This window comes from Spirillospora sp. NPDC000708 (assembly GCF_040299565.1).
In the GTDB taxonomy this organism is placed as follows: Bacteria; Actinomycetota; Actinomycetes; order Streptosporangiales; family Streptosporangiaceae; genus Spirillospora.
Genome location: NZ_JBEPCJ010000003.1, coordinates 252,959 through 270,459 on the forward strand (window position 1 = coordinate 252,959; position 17,501 = coordinate 270,459).

Below are 17,501 nucleotides of genomic sequence, written 5' to 3' on the forward strand. Positions count from 1 at the left end.
CCGGCCGCCCCCCGCGCGCGGGGTCAGCCGGCTCGGCCGGGCTCGTAGTCGCCGCCGCGCTGGTCGACGATGACGGCCATGCGGTTGGTGGCGTTGATCAGGGCGATGAGCATCACCAGGTCGGACAGCTGGTCCTCGTCGTAGTGCTCGGCGGCGTCCGCCCATGCCCGGTCGGTGACGCCACCGCCGGCGTCGGCGATGCGGGTGCCCTCCTCGGCGACCTGCAGGGCGGCGCGCTCGGCGTCGGTGAACACCGTGGACTCGCGCCAGGCCGCGACCAGGTTGATGCGGGTGGCGCTCTCCCCGGCGTGCGCGGCGTTCTTGCTCCACACGTCGGTGGCGTAGCCGTCGCCGTTGATCTGGCTGGCGCGCAGCACGACCAGCTTCTGGGTCTCGGGCGGCAGCGTCGATTCCTGGAGGATCGTCTGGCTCGCCGCTCCGAAGTGCTTGGCGGCCTTGGCGGCGGTCGTGGTCGGGTCGCCGAAGAGGTTCAGACGAGCAGCCATTGTGAGCTCCTTTGTGTCGTGAGCGGTCGGACAAGAGATGCCGGCGACCCGGGATCTGTGACGGCCGGACCAAGGTGGCGTACGCCACATGTCCGCCTCGGGGGCGATCCGTCGTCCGCCGCCGTTGACGTCCCGTTGATGCCGGACAAGCCGGTCGGAGCGGGTGAAATTGATCTTCATCCGCTACGATCCGATTCGCCGGTTGTGTGCGACGGCGGCGACGCGCGTCCACCGTGCCGGCCGCCGTTCGCGCCGTCCGGTGCGGCCGCCCGCGAACGATGGGAAACCGTTTCCCCCGCGACGGCGTCGAAGATCTTGGTCGGCGGCGCGGGCTTCGCGGCCGCCGGGCGTCCCCCCAGGCGTGGCCTCCTTCCCGGTCGTCCGGGAGAACCGGCCGCTCCCCCGAATGCGAGGAGACCTCCATGAATTCGTCCGGCCGGCGCCTGACGCTGGCGGCCCCGGTGGCCGCGCTCGCGCTGGCGGCCGCAGGAGTCGTGGGCACGGCAGGGACCGCGAACGCGGCCCCCCGTCCGCCGCGAGGCGACGCGGTCGTCCAGGCGGCCCCTTCCCTCATGGCGCCGAAGGTCGCCGCTTCGGCGGCCGCCGCCGCGCCCGCCTCGGCGAAGCTGTCGCTGACGGGCCAGTACCAGAACACGAACTACAAGTGCGTGCCCACCTCGGCGTCGATGAGCCTGTCGACGTTCGGCGTGTCCGTCAGCCAGGACACCCTGGCCTCCAAGATGGGCACGACGGCGTCCAAGGGCACCACCGGCAACCAGGCGCTGCCCGTCATGAACGGGTACACCGACCCGCTCGGCTACAGCTACGGCTTCGCCAGCGCCTCGACGGCGTCGACGATGATGGCGCAGGTCTCCTACGACGTCGGCGTGCTCAAGCGGGCCCCCGTCCTCGGCGTGTGGATGGAGAAGCTGCCCTGGAACGCCGGCATGAGCGGCTCCAAGGTCGGCCACGCGATCATCGCCTACGGCTACAGCACCGGCGCCGGCACGATCACCGTCTGGGACCCGTGGAAGCCCACCGGCGGTTCGCACACCATCAGCGCCGCGAAGCTCGCCGCGGACATGCAGCCCAGCGGCATGTTCAAGGTCACCGGCCACACCGACGCCGACCTGTCCAGCGTCGGGGACATGACCGGTGACGGCACCGCCGACCTCGCCGGTGTCGACCGCGCGACCGGGAAGCTCTGGCTCTACCCCGGCCCGAAGCTGGCCGCCGCGGACCGGCGCCTGATCGGGACCGGCGGCTGGAACGGCATGACCGAGCTCACCGGGATCGGCGACCTCACCGGTGACGGCAAGCCCGACCTCATCGCCGCCCAGAAGTCCGACGGGACGCTCTGGCTCTACCCCGGCGGCACCAACGCCCTGGGGACCCGCATCAAGATCGGGACCGGCGGCTGGAACGGCATGAAGGACCTCACCGGCATCGGCGACCTCACCGGTGACGGCAAGCCCGACCTCATCGGGGCCAGGAAGTCCGACGGCACGCTGTGGCTGTACCCCGGCGCGTCGAAGGCGCTCGGCAGCCGCATCAAGATCGGGAACAGCGGCTGGAACGGCATGACGAAGCTGGTCGGCGTCAAGGACATCACCGGCGACGGCAAGCCCGACATGATCGCGGTGCGGATCTCCGACGGCACGCTGTGGGTCTACCCGGGCGCGTCGAAGGCGCTCGGCACCCGCAAGGAGCTCGGCTCCGGCTGGGGCGGCATCCGCTCGCTCACCTACACCGGTGACATCACCGGCGACGGCGTCGCCGACCTGATCGGCGTGCAGAGCAACACCGGCGTGATGTACGTCTACGCGGGCCGCTCGACCGGGTTCGCCGCGCGCGTGCAGCTGACGTCCGGCTGGAACGGCTGACCCTCGTCCGCAGGCACCATGGCCCCGCGCCGGATCCCGGCGCGGGGCCTTTGCGTGCGGCCACGCGATCGCGTCCGGGGAGCCTCCGGAAAATCCGTTGGCGGGACGCGGCGGCCGCTGCTACCTTGCCGGAGGCCGTGCGAGAGACCGAGGAGGTGGTACCCGTGAACGAATCGACATGGGTGCTCCCCTCAGGGGTCACGGTCGGGCGGTAGGTCGTCCGGGAGCGCCGTTCGCGAGCACTCCCGAAAGGCACGACCATGCACGTCACTTCCGAACAGCGCCTCGACGACGGTGTCCTCGAGCGCGGATTCACCCTCGGCGAGATCCCCGGCATCCTGTGGACGCCCGGATCCGCGTCCGCACCGGCCCCGCTGATCCTGATGGGCCACCCCGGCGGACTGAGCAGGATGTACCCCCGGCTGGCGGCGCGGGCCCGGCACGCCGCGGCGGACGGCTACGCCGCGGCCGCCATCGAGCTCCCCGGCAGCGGCGACCGGCCCCGCCTCGCGGACGTCGACGAGGCCCGCGCCGACCTGCGCCGGGCGCTGGAGGCCGGCGAGCCGGTCGGCGACGGCATCGTGGACCGGCTCATCCTCCCGCTGGTCGGCGAGGCGGTCCCGGAATGGCGGGCCGCCCTGGACGCCCTCCTCGCGCTGCCCGGGATCGGCGGCCCGGTCGGGTTCGCGGGTGGGCCGATCTCCATCGGCGTCCGGCTGGCGGTGGTCGAGCCGCGCATCTCGGCCGCCGTCCTGTTCGCGGGGAGTTTCGTGCCCCGCGCCATGTTCGAGGAGGCCCGGCAGGTCACCATCCCGCTGCTCGTCCTGCTGCAGTGGGACGACGAGGGGAACGACCGGCAGATGGCCCTGGACCTGTTCGACGCCTTCGGATCCAGGGAGAAGACGCTGCACGCCAACATGGGCGGGCACACCGGCGTCCCGCGGTTCGAGGGGGACGACGGGAGCCGGTTCTTCGCCCGCCACCTGAGGTAAGGCGGCGCCTCGCAGGTCGCCGCGGTGGTGTCCCTTGCCGGAACGGCAAAAAATCGTGCCGAGCGCGGCGCGTCCACCGAGACTGGCCAGGTCACCGACCCGCCTGATCTGGAGGCCGCCATGCCCGGCACCGCGCGTCGCAAGCGCCGCGGCGACACCCCGCCGCCCCGGACGGGGAGCGGCGAGATCGAGACCCTGCGGGGGTTCCTCGACTACCTCCGCGCCTCGATCGCCGCGAAGGTCGACGGCGCGCCGGAGCCGCAGGTGAGGACGGCCTGGGTGCCGTCGGGCACGAACCTGCTCGGCCTGCTCAACCACCTCACCTCCGTCGAACGCTCGATGTTCCTCGGCGACGAGGTCGCCGACTGGCAGGCGACGTTCCAGGCCGCGCCGCAGGACGGCGTGGCCGACGTCGTCGGCCGCTACCGGGAGGCGGTGCGGCGGGCGAACGAGGTGCTCGACGGGTGCGCCGATCCCGGCGCGCCCGTCCCCCGGCCGCGGACGGCGGGACGTCCCGCCCCCAGCGTCCGGTGGGCGCTCGCGCACATGATCGAGGAGACCGGCCGCCACGCGGGCCACGCGGACATCCTCCGCGAACTGATCGACGGCTCGACCGGCCGCTGACCTCCCAGGAGATCGCGGCCCCTCCGGTCTGTGGGATCTTTCGGGCAGCCGTCGACGTCCGAGGAGGCACCTGTGACCAGTCCCTTCGACCGGGAGACCGTTGCGGCGTACCGGGCCGCCGGCTGGTGGGGTTCGGAGACCGTGGCCGGGCTCGTCCGGCGGCATGCGGCACGGAGGCCGGACGACGCCGCCTACATCACGGCGGACGGAGCGCTGTCGTGGTCGGCCTACGAGGAGCACTCGACGCGGCTGGCGAAGCATTTCGCGGGGCTGGGCCTGGAGCCGGGCGAGCGGGTGGCGGCGCTGCTGCCGGACGGGCCGGCCTGGCACGTGACCGCCGTGGCGGCGGAGAAGGCCGGGCTCGTGCTCGTCGGCGTGGGGGCGCGCGCGGGCCGACGCGAGCTGCGACATCTGCTGGAACGGACCGGCGCGCGCGCCCTGGTGACCCTCGGCGAGCATCGCGGCGAGCCGTCCACCGGCCTGGTGGCGGAGCTGCGCGCCGACGGCGCCGCCCTCTCCCACCGCGTGGTCGTGGACCGGCTCGGACTCCCGGACGAGCCGCGCGAAGGCGACCCGTCCGGCCGCGCGCTCGGCCCCGACGAGCTGGCCATCATCAACTCGACCTCGGGCACGACCGGGCTGCCCAAATGCGTGTCGCACACCCAGAACCGCTGGTTCTACTTCAGCGAGCTGGCGCGGCAGGCGGGGGCGCTGACCCCGGACGACGTGTTCATGGGCGCCGTCCCCGCCCCGTTCGGGTTCGGGCTGTGGACGGCGCACTTCTGCCCGGCGGTCCTCGGGATCCCGACCGTGCTGATGGAGCGGTTCGACGCGCACGCCGCGCTCGACCTGATCGAGCGGCACCGCGTCACCGTCCTGCACTGCGTGACCACGCAGTTCATCATGCTGCTGAACGCCCAGGAGGAGACGGAGCGCGACCTGTCCTCGCTGCGCTGCATGTTCACCGGCGGCGAGGCCGTCCCCTACGAGCGCGCGGCGCGGTTCGAGGAGGCCACCGGCGCGAAGGTGCTCCAGTTCTACGGCTCGAACGAGACCGGCGCGCTCAGCCGCACGACCCTGGACGATCCGCCCGAGGTGCGGCTGCGCACCGCGGGCCGCGTCATCCCGGAGATGCGGGTGCGGCTGTTCGACCCCGCGGACGGATCCGACATCACGGGCAGCGGTCGTCCCGGGCAGCCCGGCTGCCAGGGCCCCGCGACGTCCCCCGGCTACTACGGCGACCCCGCCGCCGACCGCGCCCTGTTCACCCCGGACGGCTGGATGCTGATGGCCGACATCGTCGAGATCGACGCGGCCGGGTGCCTGCGCGTGGTCGGCCGGCAGAGCGACCTGATCATCCGGGGCGGCAAGAACATCAGCGCCGCCGCCGTCGAGGCGGAGGTGGGCACCCACCCGGCGGTCGCGCTCGCCGCGGCCGTCGCGATGCCCGACGAGGTGTTCGGCGAGCGCGTGTGCGTCTACGCCGAGCTGCGCCCGGGCGCCGAGCTGGACCTGGAGGCGCTCACCGGCCACCTGGCGGAGCGCGGCGTCTCCCGCGAATGGCATCCCGAGCGGCTCGTCGTGCTGGACCGGCTGCCCCGCTCGTCCGGCGGCAAGGTCGCCAAGGGGGAGCTGCGCGCCGACATCCGCCGCCGCCTCACCCGCTGACCTCGGGCACCAGGGCATCGTCGCCGAGCAGGGCCGAGCGCAACGGCTCGGGCATCGGCACCGCCCGGCGGGGATCGGCACCGCCCGGCGGGGATCGGCACCGCCCGGCGGGGATCGGCGGCGCCGGCCGGGCTAGCGGGCCATCAGGCGGAGGCCGGCGGTCAGTTCGCGGAGGCAGCGCACCACGAGGTCCGCCGGGGACTCGGCGGAGCCGGCGTCCGCGGCGGCCCACGCCTCCAGCGAGACGCGGATCGCGCTGGTCGCGGCGGCGGCGACCAGGCGGATCTCCAGCGGGTCGGCGTCCGGTCCGGCGAGGCGGGCGAGGACGGGCAGGAGCCGCTCCTCGGAGTCGCTGTTGACCTGCGACCAGACGGCCCGCAGGGCGGGGTCGGTGCGGGCCGCGCGCAGCAGGCCGCGGGTCCAGCGCAGGGCCTCCTCCGCCACGTCGTCCTCGGGGGAGAGGGACGTGACCGCCGCGGATTCGAGCGCCCGGGCGAGGCCGACGTCCGGGCCGGTCTCGGCGAGCAGGGCGCGCCAGCGGTCCCCGCCGGACGACAGGAGCGGGCCGACCGCGTCCTGCTTGTTGCGGAAGTAGCGGTAGAAGGTGCGCAGCGCGACGCCGGCGCGGGACGCGATCTCCTCGGCGGTCGTGCCGTCCGGCCCCTTGTCGGCGAACAGTTCGGCGGCCGCGCGGGCGATGTCGAGCTGCGTCGCGGCCTTGCGGCGCTCGGTCAGCGAGGGCGGGCCCGAGCGGGACGGCCGGTCCTGCTTCGTGTTCATGCGGGAAGCCTACGTCCACCCGGGACAGTGAGGCATGAAGCGCCATTCTGACAAAATGTGCCACTTTGACGTACCGTGGACATCGAGGGCCCTCCGGGCCCGCGATCCCACAGGGAGGCGACATGGACCGCTACAACGGACGCCGGGCACTGGTCACGGGCGGCGGCTCGGGCATCGGCCAGGCCACGGTGCTGCGCATGCTCGCGGAGGGCGGCGAGGTCGTGGCCGCCGACGTGAGCGAGGCCGGGCTCAAGGACACCGTCGCGAAGGCGGGCGGGCACGGTGCGCGCCTGCGCACGGTGCTCGTGGACGTCGCCGACGAGGCGTCCGTGCGCGCGGCGGTCGCGTCCGCCGTCTCGGCCCTCGGCGGCCTGGACGTCCTGGTCAACGCGGCCGGCATCCTGCGCTCCTCGCACACCGACCAGACGTCCCTGGCCGACTTCACCAGGGTGATCACGGTGAACCTGACCGGCACCTTCCTGATGATCCGGGAGGCGATCCCGGCGCTGCTGGAGGGCACCGGCCCGGCCGTGGTCAACTTCAGCTCGACGTCGGCGATGTTCGCCCACCCGTACATGGCGGCCTACGCGGCGAGCAAGGGCGGCATCCAGTCGATGACGCACGCCCTCGCCGCCGAGTACGGCAAGCAGGGGATCCGGTTCACGGCCGTCCAGCCCGGCTCGATCTCGTCCGGCATGACGGACGGGTCGGGGGAGAGCGGGCAGAGCCAGGGCCCCGGGCTGCCGGAGGACGCCGACCTCAGCCTGTTCGCGAAGCTCTCCCCCGCGCTCGGGAAGGGGTTCGCCGGGCCCGAGGCGGTCGCGGGCGTCGTCGCGATGCTCGCCTCGGAGGACGGCGCCTTCATCACCGGCACCGAGGTCCGCATCGACGGCGGCACCCACTTCTGACCGTCCGCCGCGTGCGGGCGGTCAGAAGCGGGCGGGCGGTCAGCCGCGCCCGCGGTGCGGGAGGAGCAGGCTCGTCAGCGCGAGGGCCAGGGCGAGGCCGGCCGCGATGAGGAAGACCCGCTCGTAGCCCGCGGCCCGCGTCGCGGTGCCGGCGGCGGTGGTCAGCACGGCCAGCCCCACCGATCCCCCGACCTGGCTGGCGGTCTGCGCGAGGCCGCCGATGGTGCCCGCGTCGTCCTCGGGGACGCCGGCGGTCGTCGCGGCCATGAGCGTGGGGAAGGTCAGCCCGATGCCGACCGCGATGAGCAGCGTCGGCCCGAGGATGCCGGTGAGGTAGGCGGATCCGCCGCCGGCCTGGGAGAGCCACCCGAAACCGGCCAGGAAGGCCGCGCAGCCGGCGAGGATCAGCGGCCGGACGCCGGTGCGCGGCAGCAGCCCGGCGGCCCGCCGCGCGGTCACCACGAACGTCACCGCCGCGGGGGTCTGCCCGAGCCCGGCCCGCAGCGCGCCGTAGCCGAGGACGTCCTGCAGGAACAGCGAGGTGAAGTACCACATCGCGATGGCGATCCCGCCGAAGAGCAGCAGCATGCCGTTGCCGGCGGCGACCCCGCGGACGCGCAGCAGCCGCGGCGGCATCATCGGCCGGGCCGCGAACCGCGCCTCGACGAGGACGAACGCGGCGAGCAGGAGCAGCCCGGCGGCGGCGGGTCCGGCGACGGCCGGGGACGTCCAGCCGTGGTCGGTGCCGTGCATGACCCCGTAGATCAGCGCGGCGAGGCCCGCGGTCCCGGTGGCGGCGCCGGCGAGGTCCAGCGGTTCCCGGCGGCCGGTGCGGGCGCCGGGCAGCGCCGCCAGCGCGACCGCGACCAGCACCGCGCCGATCGGCACGTTGATCAGGAACACCCACCGCCAGGACAGGCCGGTGGTGAGGGCGCCGCCCGCGACGGCGCCGGCCGTCCCGCCCACGCCGCCGGCGGCGGACCAGGCGCCGAACGCGCGGGCGCGCTCGCGGCCAGCGGCGAAGCCGGTGTTGATCACGGCCAGCGTCGCGGGGGCCAGCAGCGCGGCTCCCAGGCCCTGCGCGACGCGGGCCGCCACGAGGACCGCGGGGACCGTCGCCAGCCCCCCGGCCAGGCTCGACGCCGAGAACAGCAGGATTCCGGCGGCGAGCGTGCGGCGGTGGCCGAACAGGTCGGCGGCGCGACCGCCGAGCAGCATGAACCCGGCGAAGGCGAGCAGGTAGCCGTTGACCACCCAGGCCAGCCCGGCGGGCGAGAAGCCGAGGTCGCGGTCGACCGACGGCAGGGCGACGTTCACGATGGACGAGTCCAGGATCACCATGAACTGGCAGGCGCACGCCAGCGCCAGGACGAGCCAGGCGGGTCTCGTGCCGCCGCCGGGCGGGGTCTCGGTCGTGCTGCCGCGGGGGACGGCGCTCTTCGCGGTCATGACGGCTCCTCGGCTAGAATTAGTTATGCGGATAACGTTATCTGCATAATAGTTATTCGCATAACCAAGCTGTCAAGGAGCGCCCGTGGACTTCGACCGAGCCGACGCCCTCAACCAGGCGATCCGCCTGCTGAGCCTGCGCCACCGGGCCCGGACCGCCGAGCTGCTGGCCCCGCTCGGCCTGCATCCCGGCCAGGAGGCGCTGCTGCTCGAACTCGCCCGGACCGGCCCGGTGATCCAGGCGAAGCTCAGCGAGGCGCTCGGCGTCGAGCGGCCCAGCGTCACGCTCATGGCCCGCAAGCTCGAAGCCGCCGGCCACATCCGCCGCGCCCCCGCGCCCGGCGACCAGCGCGCCACCGTCGTCGAGCTCACCGACGCCGGCCGCGCCGTGACCGAGCGGGTCAAGCGGCTCTGGTGCGACCTCGCGGAGGAGACCGTGGCCGGGCTGCCCGCCGCGACCGTGGCGGAGCTGCCCGCCCTCCTCGCCGCCCTGACCGGCAACGTCGACGCCAAGCGCCGCCGCCGCGAGGGCTGAGGCGTCAGACGACGTCGAGGTTGGCCATCATCCCCATGTCCTCGTGCTCGGCGTTGTGGCAGTGGAAGAGGTAGCGGCCGCGGTAGCCGTCGAAACGCGCGATGATCTCGACGGCCTCGCCGGGCCGCAGCGCGACGGTGTCCTTGAGCCCGGCGTCGCGGGGCAGCGGCCGCCCGCCGCCGCGCGACAGCACCCGGAAGCCGGCCAGGTGCAGGTGGACGGGGTGGTGGACGTCGGCGACCAGCCGCCACACCTCGATGTCGCCGAGCCGGACGGTGACGTCGGTGCGCGCCGGGTCGAACGCCTTCCCGCCGATCAGCCAGCCGTGGCCGCCGTCCATGCGCCCGGCGCGGAACGAGAGGTCCCGGACCCGGACGGCGTCGGACCGGCGCCAGGACGGCAGGTCGGTGGACAGCACGCGCGGGACGCGGCCGCCGTCCCGGGCCTTGCGCGCGACCCGGAACGCCATGACGTCGCGCGTCCGGCCGGAGCCCAGCCGGTTGGCGATCCGGACGCGGGCTCCGACCGGGACGTCCGAGAAGTCGATGACCAGGTCGTAGCGTTCGGCGGGCGCGATCGGCAGCGTCCGGTGGGCGACCGGTGCCGCGAGCAGGCCCTGGTCGGCGCCGACCTGGACGAGGTCGAGGCGGCGCCCGTCGTCGGTGACCGCCTCCAGCTCGTAGTGCCGGGCGTTCGAGGCGTTCAGGACGCGCAGCCGGTACCGGGCGGCGTCGACCTCGTGCACGGGCCACGGCGCGCCGTTGACCAGGATCACGTCGCCGAGGACGCCCGCGAGGTAGGGCTCCTGGACGCCCGGCCGATCGCGCAGCGAGGGGTCGAGCGCGGGGTAGGCGAGGGCGCCGTCCGCGCCGAACGCCCGATCGGCGATCATGAGCGGCAGCTCGCGGTGCCCCGAGGGGAGGCCGAGCGACTCCTCGGCGTCGTCGCGGACGATGTGCAGTCCGGCGAGGCCCCGCCAGATCGCGGGGGCGGTGAAGTCCATGCGGTGGTCGTGGTACCAGAGCAGCGTCGGCCGCTGGTCCAGCGGGAACGTGTAGTCGCGCGTGAGCCGGGTCTCCACCGCCCGGGGGTCGCGCATCCCGCTCATGCCGTGCATTCCGCCCATGCCGTGGTGGCCGCCCCGCATGCCCTGCGCGGTGCCCGGCCACCCGTCCGGCAGGACGAGGTCGGTCGGATAGCCGTCGGACGCCGCCGGGGTCCGCCCGCCGTGCAGGTGGACGACGGTCGGCACGGGCAGCTCGTTGCGGTGCCGGACGGTGACGGGACGGCCGCGCCGCGACTCGATCGTCGGCCCGGGGAAGACGCCCTCGTACGTCCAGAGCGGCGTCCGCACCCCGGGCAGGATCTCCGCGGTCGCCTCCCGCTGGGTGATCTCGTAACGGTCGATGCCGCCCGCCGTGCCGACCGCCTTCAGGACGGGCGGGATCGGCAGCGGCACCTGGAACGGGGGCGGCAGCGGCACCTCGCTGCGCAGTTCGGCGCCGGTGCGCGGCGGGCGGCGGGCCAGCGCGTGCGCGGTGGTCAGGCCGGTGAACGCCACCAGCCCGAGCGCGCCGCCGATGCTCAGGACATGCCGCCGGGCGAGGCCGCGGGTGTGGTCGCCCCAGTCGGTGTCCGGCCGATCGGTCTCGTGCTCACTCATCGCCGGTCTCCTGCCGCTCGGGCGCCGCCGCGATCCGCGCCCGCTCGCGCCGGTCCTCCGGCCGCCGTCCGAGCGGCCGCCGTCCGAGCGGCCGGCGCCACACGTCGACGAACTGCACGACGAGCGCGGCGATGGTCGCGACGCCCAGCGGGAGGTGCAGCCACAGCGCGCCGCCCATGCCGGCGAAGTACTGGACGGTCTCGGCCGCGACCAGGGCCAGCGTCGCGAGGAACGGCCCCGCCCGCCGCAGCCTGACCCACACGGCGACCGCCGCGATCAGCTGGACGTAACCGAGGGACGTGGTGACGTTGGCGCCCGCCTCGTGCAGGCGCAGCCCGTCGTAGTCGCCGCTCAGGAACACCCCGGCGAACACCGGCTGCCCGAAGATCGCGACCACGTGCGCGCTGACGACGGCCCGGAAGGCCCATGCGGACGGTCTCGTCCGGCGTGCGGTCCCGGACCGGGCCGGGACGGCCGGGCGGAACTCGTCGGCCGCGGTGACCATGGTGCGCCTCCTCGCTCTCTCGATGCGCGATCACCCCGACGCTATGACCGACGAGTTATCCTGTCTAAGATCAATATCGCTATGACGCTATGATCCGCGAGGCATGACGGGAGGGCCGTGGATCTCCACATGCTCAGGCAGTTCCTCGTGGTGGCGCGCCTGGAGCACCTCAGCCGCGCGGCGGACGAGCTCCGCGTCGCGCAGCCGTCGCTGAGCCGCACCATCGCCCGGCTGGAGGGCGAACTCGGCACCCCGCTGTTCGACCGGGCCGGGCGGCTCCGGTTGAACGACGCCGGGAAGCTGTTCCGCGGCCACGTCGAACGGGCCCTCGGCGAGCTCGACGCGGGTCGGCGGGCCGTCGCCGAGGCCGCCGGCGCGGGCTTCGGCACCGTCCGGCTGGCGTCGGAGACGTTCCTCACCTTCACCGGGCCGCTCGCCGCGTACAAGCGCGCGCATCCCCACGTCGAGGTCGAGCTCCACCAGATGGCGGCGGCGGACATGGCCCGTGCCCTGCTGGCCCGGGACGTCGACCTCTGTGCGGCCTCGCAGCCGCTCCGCGCCGACGGCCTGGAATCGCTCGAGCTGTTCGAGGAGACGGTGTGGCTGGCCACGCCGCCGGACCATCCGCTGGCGGGCCGCGCCTCCGTGACCGTCGACGAGCTCGCCGGCCAGCCCTTCATCGCCGCGCACAAGGGGCACTGGCAGCGGCGGCTCCTGGACCGGCTGTTCGCGGCCCGCGACCTCACCCCGAAGATCGTGTGCGAGGGGGACGAGGTGAGCGCCATCGCCCAGCTGATCATCGCGGGGCTCGGCATCGGCCTCGTCCCGGACCTCGCGCGGCGCTCGGCCGCGACGGCGCCCGTCGCGTGGATCGCGGTCGAGGGTCCCGACTGCCGCCGCACGCTCACCCTGTACTGGGGCGCGGGCAGCCACCTGTCGGCCGCCGCCCGCCTGATGCGCGCCACGCTCGGCGACTGGGACTGGACATCCGGCGGGAGCGCGCCGGCCGCCGGCGCCCTGACCGGCGCGTAGCTCCCGCCCGCCGGCGCCCTGACCGGCGCGTGGCTCCCGTCACCGGGTGCGGCGGCGCAGCGCGGCGTAGGTCCGCAGGATCGCCGGGACGAGCACGTACACGACGGTCGGCACGACGACGCCGGTCACCACGAGCGTGCGGACCGGGAGCGACAGCGCGCCCAGCAGCGGCCTCAGCAGGATCTGCGTGGCCATGATCATGAAGTAGACCGCCAGCCAGGTGAACGCGGCGCGCACGTGGACCGAGGGCGCGGGGGCCGCGGGGCGGATCGGTGCGGTGCTGAGGGGGGACATGCCGTCTCCTTGCGTTCCGAGAAACTCCAACTCGCGAGTTGGAGTTTGCCACGGCCGCGCCCAAATTCCAACCCATGAGTTGGAATTCAGGCGTAGGCTCGTCGCCATGGCATGGGACACCGAGAAGACCAGGCGGCTCATCCTCGACGCCGCGGTCGGCGAGTTCGCCGCCCACGGGCCCGAGGCGGCGCGGATGGACCGGATCGCCGCCACCGCCGGGGTGAACAAGGAGCGCATCTACTCCCACTTCGGCAACAAGCGGGAGATGTTCGCGATCGTGCTGACCACGGAGCTGGAGCGCCTGGCCGAGGCCGTCCCGCTGGACGAGCGGGTCGCCGCCGACCTGGGCGAGTACGCCGGCCGGGTCTTCGACTACCACCGCGAGCACCCGCACTTCGTCCGGCTGCTGCACTGGGAGGGCCTCCACACCGCCGAGGGCGAGCCCGTCGCGGCCGAGGCCGAGCGGACCGCGCACTACGCCGAGAAGATCGCCGCCCTCGCCAAGGCGCAGGCGGCGGGCGACCTGGACACCCGGCTCGCCCCCCAGGAGCTGCTGTACGCGGTCATCGTCCTGGCCGGCTGGTGGTTCGCCACCCCGCAGCTGCGCCGCATGCTGATGCCCGGCCTCGACGACGACCCGGCCGGGCAGCGCGCCGCGCTCGTCCGCCTCGTCCGGATGCTGGGGGACACCGAGCGATGAGCACCGTGATCGAGGTCTCCGACGCCGACCTGGACGAGCTGCGCGCGCGGCTGGAGCGGACGCGGTGGCCGGCCGCCTGGCCCGCCGCCGCGTGGGAGGCCGGTACCGACGCCGGTGAGCTGCGGCGCCTCGTCGCCTACTGGGCGCGCGGCTACGACTGGCGGGCGCACGAGGCCGCCATCAACGCCCTGCCCTCGCACTTCGCGGACATCGACGGGACCCCCGTCCACTACCTGCGGTACGACGGCGAGCGTCCCGGCGCGCTGCCGATCGTGCTGACGAACGGATGGCCCAGCTCGTTCCTCGAGATGACCGGCCTCGCGCAGCGGCTCGCGGCGCCGTCGCGGTTCGGCGGGGACGCCGCCGACGCGTTCACGGTGATCGTCCCGTCGCTGCCGGGATTCGGGTTCTCGCCGCAGCGGCCGACGCTGGACCGGGAGCAGACGCACGAGCTGTGGCACCGGCTGATGCACGGCGAGCTGGGCTTCGAGCGGTACGCGGCGCACGGCGGCGACCTCGGCGCCGGCATCACCTCGCGGCTGGCGGAGGCGCACCCGGAGGCGCTGGCGGGCATCCACCTGATGGCGGTCGCGAGCCCCGCCGCTTACGGCGACGTCACGCCCGACGAGCAGGCATACCTGGATTCCGTCGCCGTGTGGAGCGCGCAGGAGGGCGGCTACCAGCACGAGCAGAGCACCCGTCCGCTGACGTTGAGCTACGGGCTCGCCGATTCGCCCGTGGGGCTGCTCGCCTGGATCGTGGAGAAGTACCGCGCGTGGAGCGACTCCGGCGGCGACCTGTCGTCGCGGTTCAGCGACGACTTCCTGCTGACCCAGGCGTCGCTCTACTGGTTCACCGGGACGATCTCGACGTCGTTCCGGCCCTACTACGAGTACGCCTCGGGCCTGACGCGGCGGGTGGAGCGCGTGGACGTCCCGACGGCCGTCGCCCTGTTCCCCGCCGACCTCACGCGTCCGCCCCGCAGCTGGGCCGAGCGGATCTACAACGTGACCAGGTACACGGCCATGCCGCGCGGCGGGCATTTCGCCGCCCACGAGGAGCCGGAGCTGCTCGCGGACGACATCACCGCCTTCTTCCGCGCCTACCGCTGAAGAGCGAACGCGCGGGCCGGGTTCGTCTCGAAGACGGCGGTGGCGGCGTCCCGGCCGAGCTGGGCCTCCACCCGGGGGCGGAGGACGCGGAGCAGGTGCGGCATGCCGGGGGCGTCGGGCGTCGTGGTGTCGCCGCCCATGAGCACGCGGTCGGTGTGACCGGCCTCGGCGAGGGCCGCCAGGCAGTCGAACAGCCGCCAGTCGGTCGTGTGGTGCGCGCGGGACGGGCCCTCGAAGCAGAGGTAGGCGCCCGCCTCGGCGGCGCGGCGGTGGATCCAGAAGTCGGGTGAGCGGTTGAGGTGGCTGAGGATCACCCGGTCCGGCGGGACGCCGAGGGACCCGCAGAGCAGGTCGAGGACGTCGAGGGCCGCGGTCCCCTCCTCCAGGTGGACGCCGATGGGGGCGCCGGTGGCGTTGGAGGCCTCGGCGGCGGCCGTCATGGTGTGCCGGGCGTGCTCGTCGAGGCCGTGGAAGCCGCCCGCCACCTTGATCATCCCGGCGGGGCCGTCGGTGAGCTCGCGGTGGAAGAGCGCGGAGAGGCCGGGACGGATCCGGGCGAGGAGGTCCGGGTCGTAGTGGACGGCCTGGTGGAGGCCGGTCGCGGCGATGATGTGGACGCCGGTGGCGGCGGACAGGGCGGCCAGGTCCCGCTCGCGGCGGCCGAGGCCGTAGGGGGTCCAATGGGCGATCGTCCGGCCGCCGAGGCCCGTGAAGGTCCGGAGATGGTCCGCGGCGCGGGCCGGGTCGTCGAGCTCCTGGCCGGGCAGCCGCGGCGTGCGGAGGAACAGGTGGTCGTGGGAGTCGCAGACGCCCAGGTCGGCGGGGTCGACGTCGCCGAGGACGGTCCGGACCCTCATCGGGCTTCGGCCAGGGCCGCGGCGGCGACGCGCAGGCCGGCGAGCGCCTTCGGCACGCCGACGTAGGGCGCGAGGTGGACGAACGCCTCGATGATCTCCTCGCGGGTCATGCCGAGCCGCCGGCACGTCCGGACGTGCCCGGTGAGCTGCGGGTCGACGCCGCCGAGCGCGGTGAGCGCGGCGAGGTTGAGCAGCTGGCGGTCGCGCAGCGACAGGCCGGGGCGCTGGTAGGTGCCGCCGAACAGGCTGGTGACGACCCAGTCGGCGAAGCCCGGCGCGAGGTCCTCCAGCGCGGGGAACGTGGCCTGCCGGGTGGTCTCGTCCTGCAGGACGTCCAGCAGGCGGTGGCCTTCGGCGCGGTCGAGGGTGGCTTCGGTCAGGTCCATGAGGGCTCCTTGTAACGGCTGATGCGTTACACACTAGCGTAACGATCGAGGCGTTACAATCGGGGCATGGTGAAGGACGACCCGACCGCGTTCCGGCTCGACTGCGGCGCGACCTGGCTGAACCTGCTGGCCACGAGAGGCCGGGCGTTCGGCGCGCGGCCGGTCGAGCGGATCCCCGACGTGCGGCGGTTCGCCGAGTGGCTCGATGCGTGCGAGCTGGCCCCGGCCCGCCCGGTGGACGTCGGCGACCTCGAACGGGCCCGGCGGCTGCGCGAGACGCTGCGCCCGATCGCGCTGGCGACCGTCGACGGCGCACCCCCGCCCGACGACGAGGTACGGGCGCTCGCCGGGTTCCTGGCGGCCCCGGAGCCGGTCGAGCTGGCCGTGGACGGGCGCCTCGTGCGGGCCGCGCCGGCCGACGGCGGCGCCGCGCTCGCCCGGATCGCGCGCCAGGCCGTCGACCAGCTGACCGGCCCGGAGCGGGCGTTCCTGAAGGTCTGCCCCGAGGACGACTGCCGCGGCGTGTTCGCCGATCCCGCGGACCGGCGCCGCTGGTGCCCGTCGCCCGCTTGCGCCAGTCGCGGACGTGTCCGCGCCCTGCGCGCGCGCCGCAGCGCCGAAGGCGGGTAGCCGCGGCTGCAACCGTGATCGGCGAGGCGGGGTTCATGGGGTGCCGCACGCCCGGACGGGGCGTGCGCACCGACGAAGGGAAACCTCATGGACCTGCGCCTCACCGGACGGGTCGCGGTCGTCACCGGCGCTTCGAAGGGCATCGGGCTGGCGATCGTGCGGACGCTGCTGGACGAGGGCGCCCGCGTGGTCGCCGTCTCCCGCAAGCCCGGCCCGGAGCTCGACGCGCTCGCCGGGCCGGACCTGGTGCACGTGGCCGCCGACCTGATGGACCCGGCCGCGCCCGGCCTCGCCGTCGAGCGGGCCGTGGAGGCGTTCGGCCGGCTGGACGTCCTGGTCAACAACGCGGGCGGCCCGCCGCCCGGCGCGGTCATGCCCCGGTTCGGGTTCGGCACGCTGACCGACGACGACTGGCGCGAGGTGTTCGAGTTCAACGTGCTCGCCGTGGTCCGGGCGGTCCGGGCGGCGTTGCCGCACCTGCTGGAAAGCGACGCGGCGGCGATCGTCAACGTGTCGTCGGTGAACGGGCGGCGCCCGGGGCCGATGAACTTCGACTACAACGCGGCGAAGGCGGCGCTGAACAACCTGGCGAAGGGCCTGTCGGAGGAGTTCGGGCCGCAGGGCGTCCGGGTCAACACGGTGTCGCCGGGCCCGGTCCGGACCGCCTGGTGGACCGAGGAGGGCGGCGCGGCCGACGTGATCGCGCAGGCCACCGGCTCGGACCGGGACGCGGTGCTGAACGGCGGCGCGGCGGAGATGATGAGCCTCACGACCGGCCGGATGGCCGAGCCGCAGGAGGTCGCGGACGCGGTGGCGCTGCTGGCCTCGCCGCGCTCGGCGAGCACGACGGGTGCGGACGTGGTGGTCGACTCGGGCTTCCTCAAGGAACTCTGAGCTATAAGCAATCCTGCTTGGCGTCAGAAGATCCATCTCTTTGACGTATGGAAAGCCGATGACCAGGATGGACGGTGAGCGAC

The 17,501-nt window shown here is 74.2% G+C and carries 19 protein-coding genes; 11 read left to right on the forward strand and 8 right to left on the reverse strand.

The window, feature by feature from the left end; all coding sequences use genetic code 11:
- Window positions 1-23: 23 nt before the first annotated feature.
- Window positions 24-506, reverse strand: a complete 483-nt coding sequence (locus ABT299_RS04100) for a carboxymuconolactone decarboxylase family protein (RefSeq protein WP_190857810.1) — start codon at window positions 504-506, stop codon at window positions 24-26.
- A 422-nt stretch (window positions 507-928) separates the two neighbouring features.
- Here ABT299_RS04100 and ABT299_RS04105 point away from each other — a divergent pair, with 422 nt between their 5' ends.
- The 4 genes from ABT299_RS04105 to ABT299_RS04120 all read left to right on the forward strand — a co-directional run bounded on the left by ABT299_RS04105 (window position 929) and on the right by ABT299_RS04120 (window position 5,673).
- A complete protein-coding gene (locus ABT299_RS04105; protein WP_500249693.1) occupies window positions 929-2,389 on the forward strand; it encodes an FG-GAP-like repeat-containing protein in 1,461 nt (486 codons plus the stop codon).
- A 260-nt stretch (window positions 2,390-2,649) separates the two neighbouring features.
- Entirely contained in the window at window positions 2,650-3,381 is a 732-nt protein-coding gene (locus tag ABT299_RS04110; RefSeq protein WP_500249694.1) for an alpha/beta hydrolase, read from the forward strand.
- A gap of 120 nt (window positions 3,382-3,501) precedes the next feature.
- On the forward strand, window positions 3,502-4,005 hold the full coding sequence (locus ABT299_RS04115) for a DinB family protein (RefSeq protein WP_500249695.1): 504 nt from the start codon (window positions 3,502-3,504) through the stop codon (window positions 4,003-4,005).
- A 72-nt stretch (window positions 4,006-4,077) separates the two neighbouring features.
- Window positions 4,078-5,673 (forward strand): class I adenylate-forming enzyme family protein, encoded by a 1,596-nt coding sequence (locus tag ABT299_RS04120; RefSeq protein WP_500249696.1) that lies wholly within the window; start codon window positions 4,078-4,080, stop codon window positions 5,671-5,673.
- Between the two features lie 132 nt (window positions 5,674-5,805).
- On the opposite strand, the gene ABT299_RS04125 is transcribed toward ABT299_RS04120, so the two are convergent.
- On the reverse strand, window positions 5,806-6,453 hold the full coding sequence (locus ABT299_RS04125) for a TetR family transcriptional regulator (RefSeq protein WP_190857820.1): 648 nt from the start codon (window positions 6,451-6,453) through the stop codon (window positions 5,806-5,808).
- Between the two features lie 122 nt (window positions 6,454-6,575).
- On the opposite strand from ABT299_RS04125, the gene ABT299_RS04130 reads away from it, so the two are divergent.
- Window positions 6,576-7,361 carry an SDR family NAD(P)-dependent oxidoreductase gene (locus ABT299_RS04130; RefSeq protein ID WP_500249697.1) on the forward strand — a complete coding sequence of 262 codons (786 nt, stop codon included), beginning with the start codon at window positions 6,576-6,578 and terminating at the stop codon, window positions 7,359-7,361.
- Window positions 7,362-7,400: 39 nt separating this feature from the next.
- Here ABT299_RS04130 and ABT299_RS04135 read toward each other — a convergent pair whose 3' ends face one another.
- Entirely contained in the window at window positions 7,401-8,810 is a 1,410-nt protein-coding gene (locus ABT299_RS04135) for an MFS transporter (protein WP_500249698.1), read from the reverse strand.
- 85 nt (window positions 8,811-8,895) lie between these two features.
- Between ABT299_RS04135 and ABT299_RS04140 the strand changes: the two genes are divergently transcribed.
- Entirely contained in the window at window positions 8,896-9,345 is a 450-nt protein-coding gene (locus ABT299_RS04140; RefSeq protein WP_190857826.1) for a MarR family transcriptional regulator, read from the forward strand.
- A gap of 4 nt (window positions 9,346-9,349) precedes the next feature.
- On the opposite strand, the gene ABT299_RS04145 is transcribed toward ABT299_RS04140, so the two are convergent.
- Both ABT299_RS04145 and ABT299_RS04150 read right to left on the reverse strand, forming a co-directional pair.
- The gene (locus ABT299_RS04145; protein ID WP_500249699.1) at window positions 9,350-11,008 is read right to left on the reverse strand and encodes a multicopper oxidase family protein; all 1,659 of its coding nucleotides are present in this window, start codon (window positions 11,006-11,008) and stop codon (window positions 9,350-9,352) included.
- The gene (locus ABT299_RS04150) at window positions 11,001-11,513 is read right to left on the reverse strand and encodes a hypothetical protein (protein WP_500249700.1); all 513 of its coding nucleotides are present in this window, start codon (window positions 11,511-11,513) and stop codon (window positions 11,001-11,003) included. The genes ABT299_RS04145 and ABT299_RS04150 overlap by 8 nt, the downstream gene beginning before the upstream one ends.
- Window positions 11,514-11,642: 129 nt before the next feature.
- On the opposite strand from ABT299_RS04150, the gene ABT299_RS04155 reads away from it, so the two are divergent.
- On the forward strand, window positions 11,643-12,545 hold the full coding sequence (locus ABT299_RS04155; RefSeq protein WP_500249701.1) for a LysR family transcriptional regulator: 903 nt from the start codon (window positions 11,643-11,645) through the stop codon (window positions 12,543-12,545).
- Between the two features lie 39 nt (window positions 12,546-12,584).
- Here ABT299_RS04155 and ABT299_RS04160 read toward each other — a convergent pair whose 3' ends face one another.
- Window positions 12,585-12,839 (reverse strand): hypothetical protein, encoded by a 255-nt coding sequence (locus ABT299_RS04160; RefSeq protein ID WP_500249702.1) that lies wholly within the window; start codon window positions 12,837-12,839, stop codon window positions 12,585-12,587.
- A gap of 106 nt (window positions 12,840-12,945) precedes the next feature.
- Between ABT299_RS04160 and ABT299_RS04165 the strand changes: the two genes are divergently transcribed.
- Both ABT299_RS04165 and ABT299_RS04170 read left to right on the forward strand, forming a co-directional pair.
- Window positions 12,946-13,539: a TetR family transcriptional regulator gene (locus ABT299_RS04165; RefSeq protein WP_190857837.1), complete on the forward strand. Its 594-nt coding sequence runs from the start codon at window positions 12,946-12,948 to the stop codon at window positions 13,537-13,539.
- On the forward strand, window positions 13,536-14,651 hold the full coding sequence (locus tag ABT299_RS04170) for an epoxide hydrolase family protein (RefSeq protein WP_500249703.1): 1,116 nt from the start codon (window positions 13,536-13,538) through the stop codon (window positions 14,649-14,651). Before ABT299_RS04165 ends, ABT299_RS04170 begins: the two co-directional genes overlap by 4 nt.
- Here the strand turns inward: ABT299_RS04170 and ABT299_RS04175 are convergent.
- Complete coding sequence (locus ABT299_RS04175) at window positions 14,642-15,508, reverse strand: phosphotriesterase family protein (protein ID WP_500249704.1); 867 nt, start codon at window positions 15,506-15,508, stop codon at window positions 14,642-14,644. The two genes, ABT299_RS04170 and ABT299_RS04175, sit on opposite strands and share 10 nt — an antisense overlap.
- Entirely contained in the window at window positions 15,505-15,894 is a 390-nt protein-coding gene (locus ABT299_RS04180) for a carboxymuconolactone decarboxylase family protein (RefSeq protein WP_190857845.1), read from the reverse strand. Before ABT299_RS04180 ends, ABT299_RS04175 begins: the two co-directional genes overlap by 4 nt.
- A 66-nt stretch (window positions 15,895-15,960) precedes the next feature.
- Between ABT299_RS04180 and ABT299_RS04185 the strand changes: the two genes are divergently transcribed.
- On the forward strand, window positions 15,961-16,524 hold the full coding sequence (locus ABT299_RS04185; protein WP_500249705.1) for a CGNR zinc finger domain-containing protein: 564 nt from the start codon (window positions 15,961-15,963) through the stop codon (window positions 16,522-16,524).
- Window positions 16,525-16,611: 87 nt separating this feature from the next.
- Window positions 16,612-17,418, forward strand: a complete 807-nt coding sequence (locus ABT299_RS04190; RefSeq protein WP_500192580.1) for an SDR family NAD(P)-dependent oxidoreductase — start codon at window positions 16,612-16,614, stop codon at window positions 17,416-17,418.
- The last annotated feature ends 83 nt before the right edge of the window (window positions 17,419-17,501 follow it).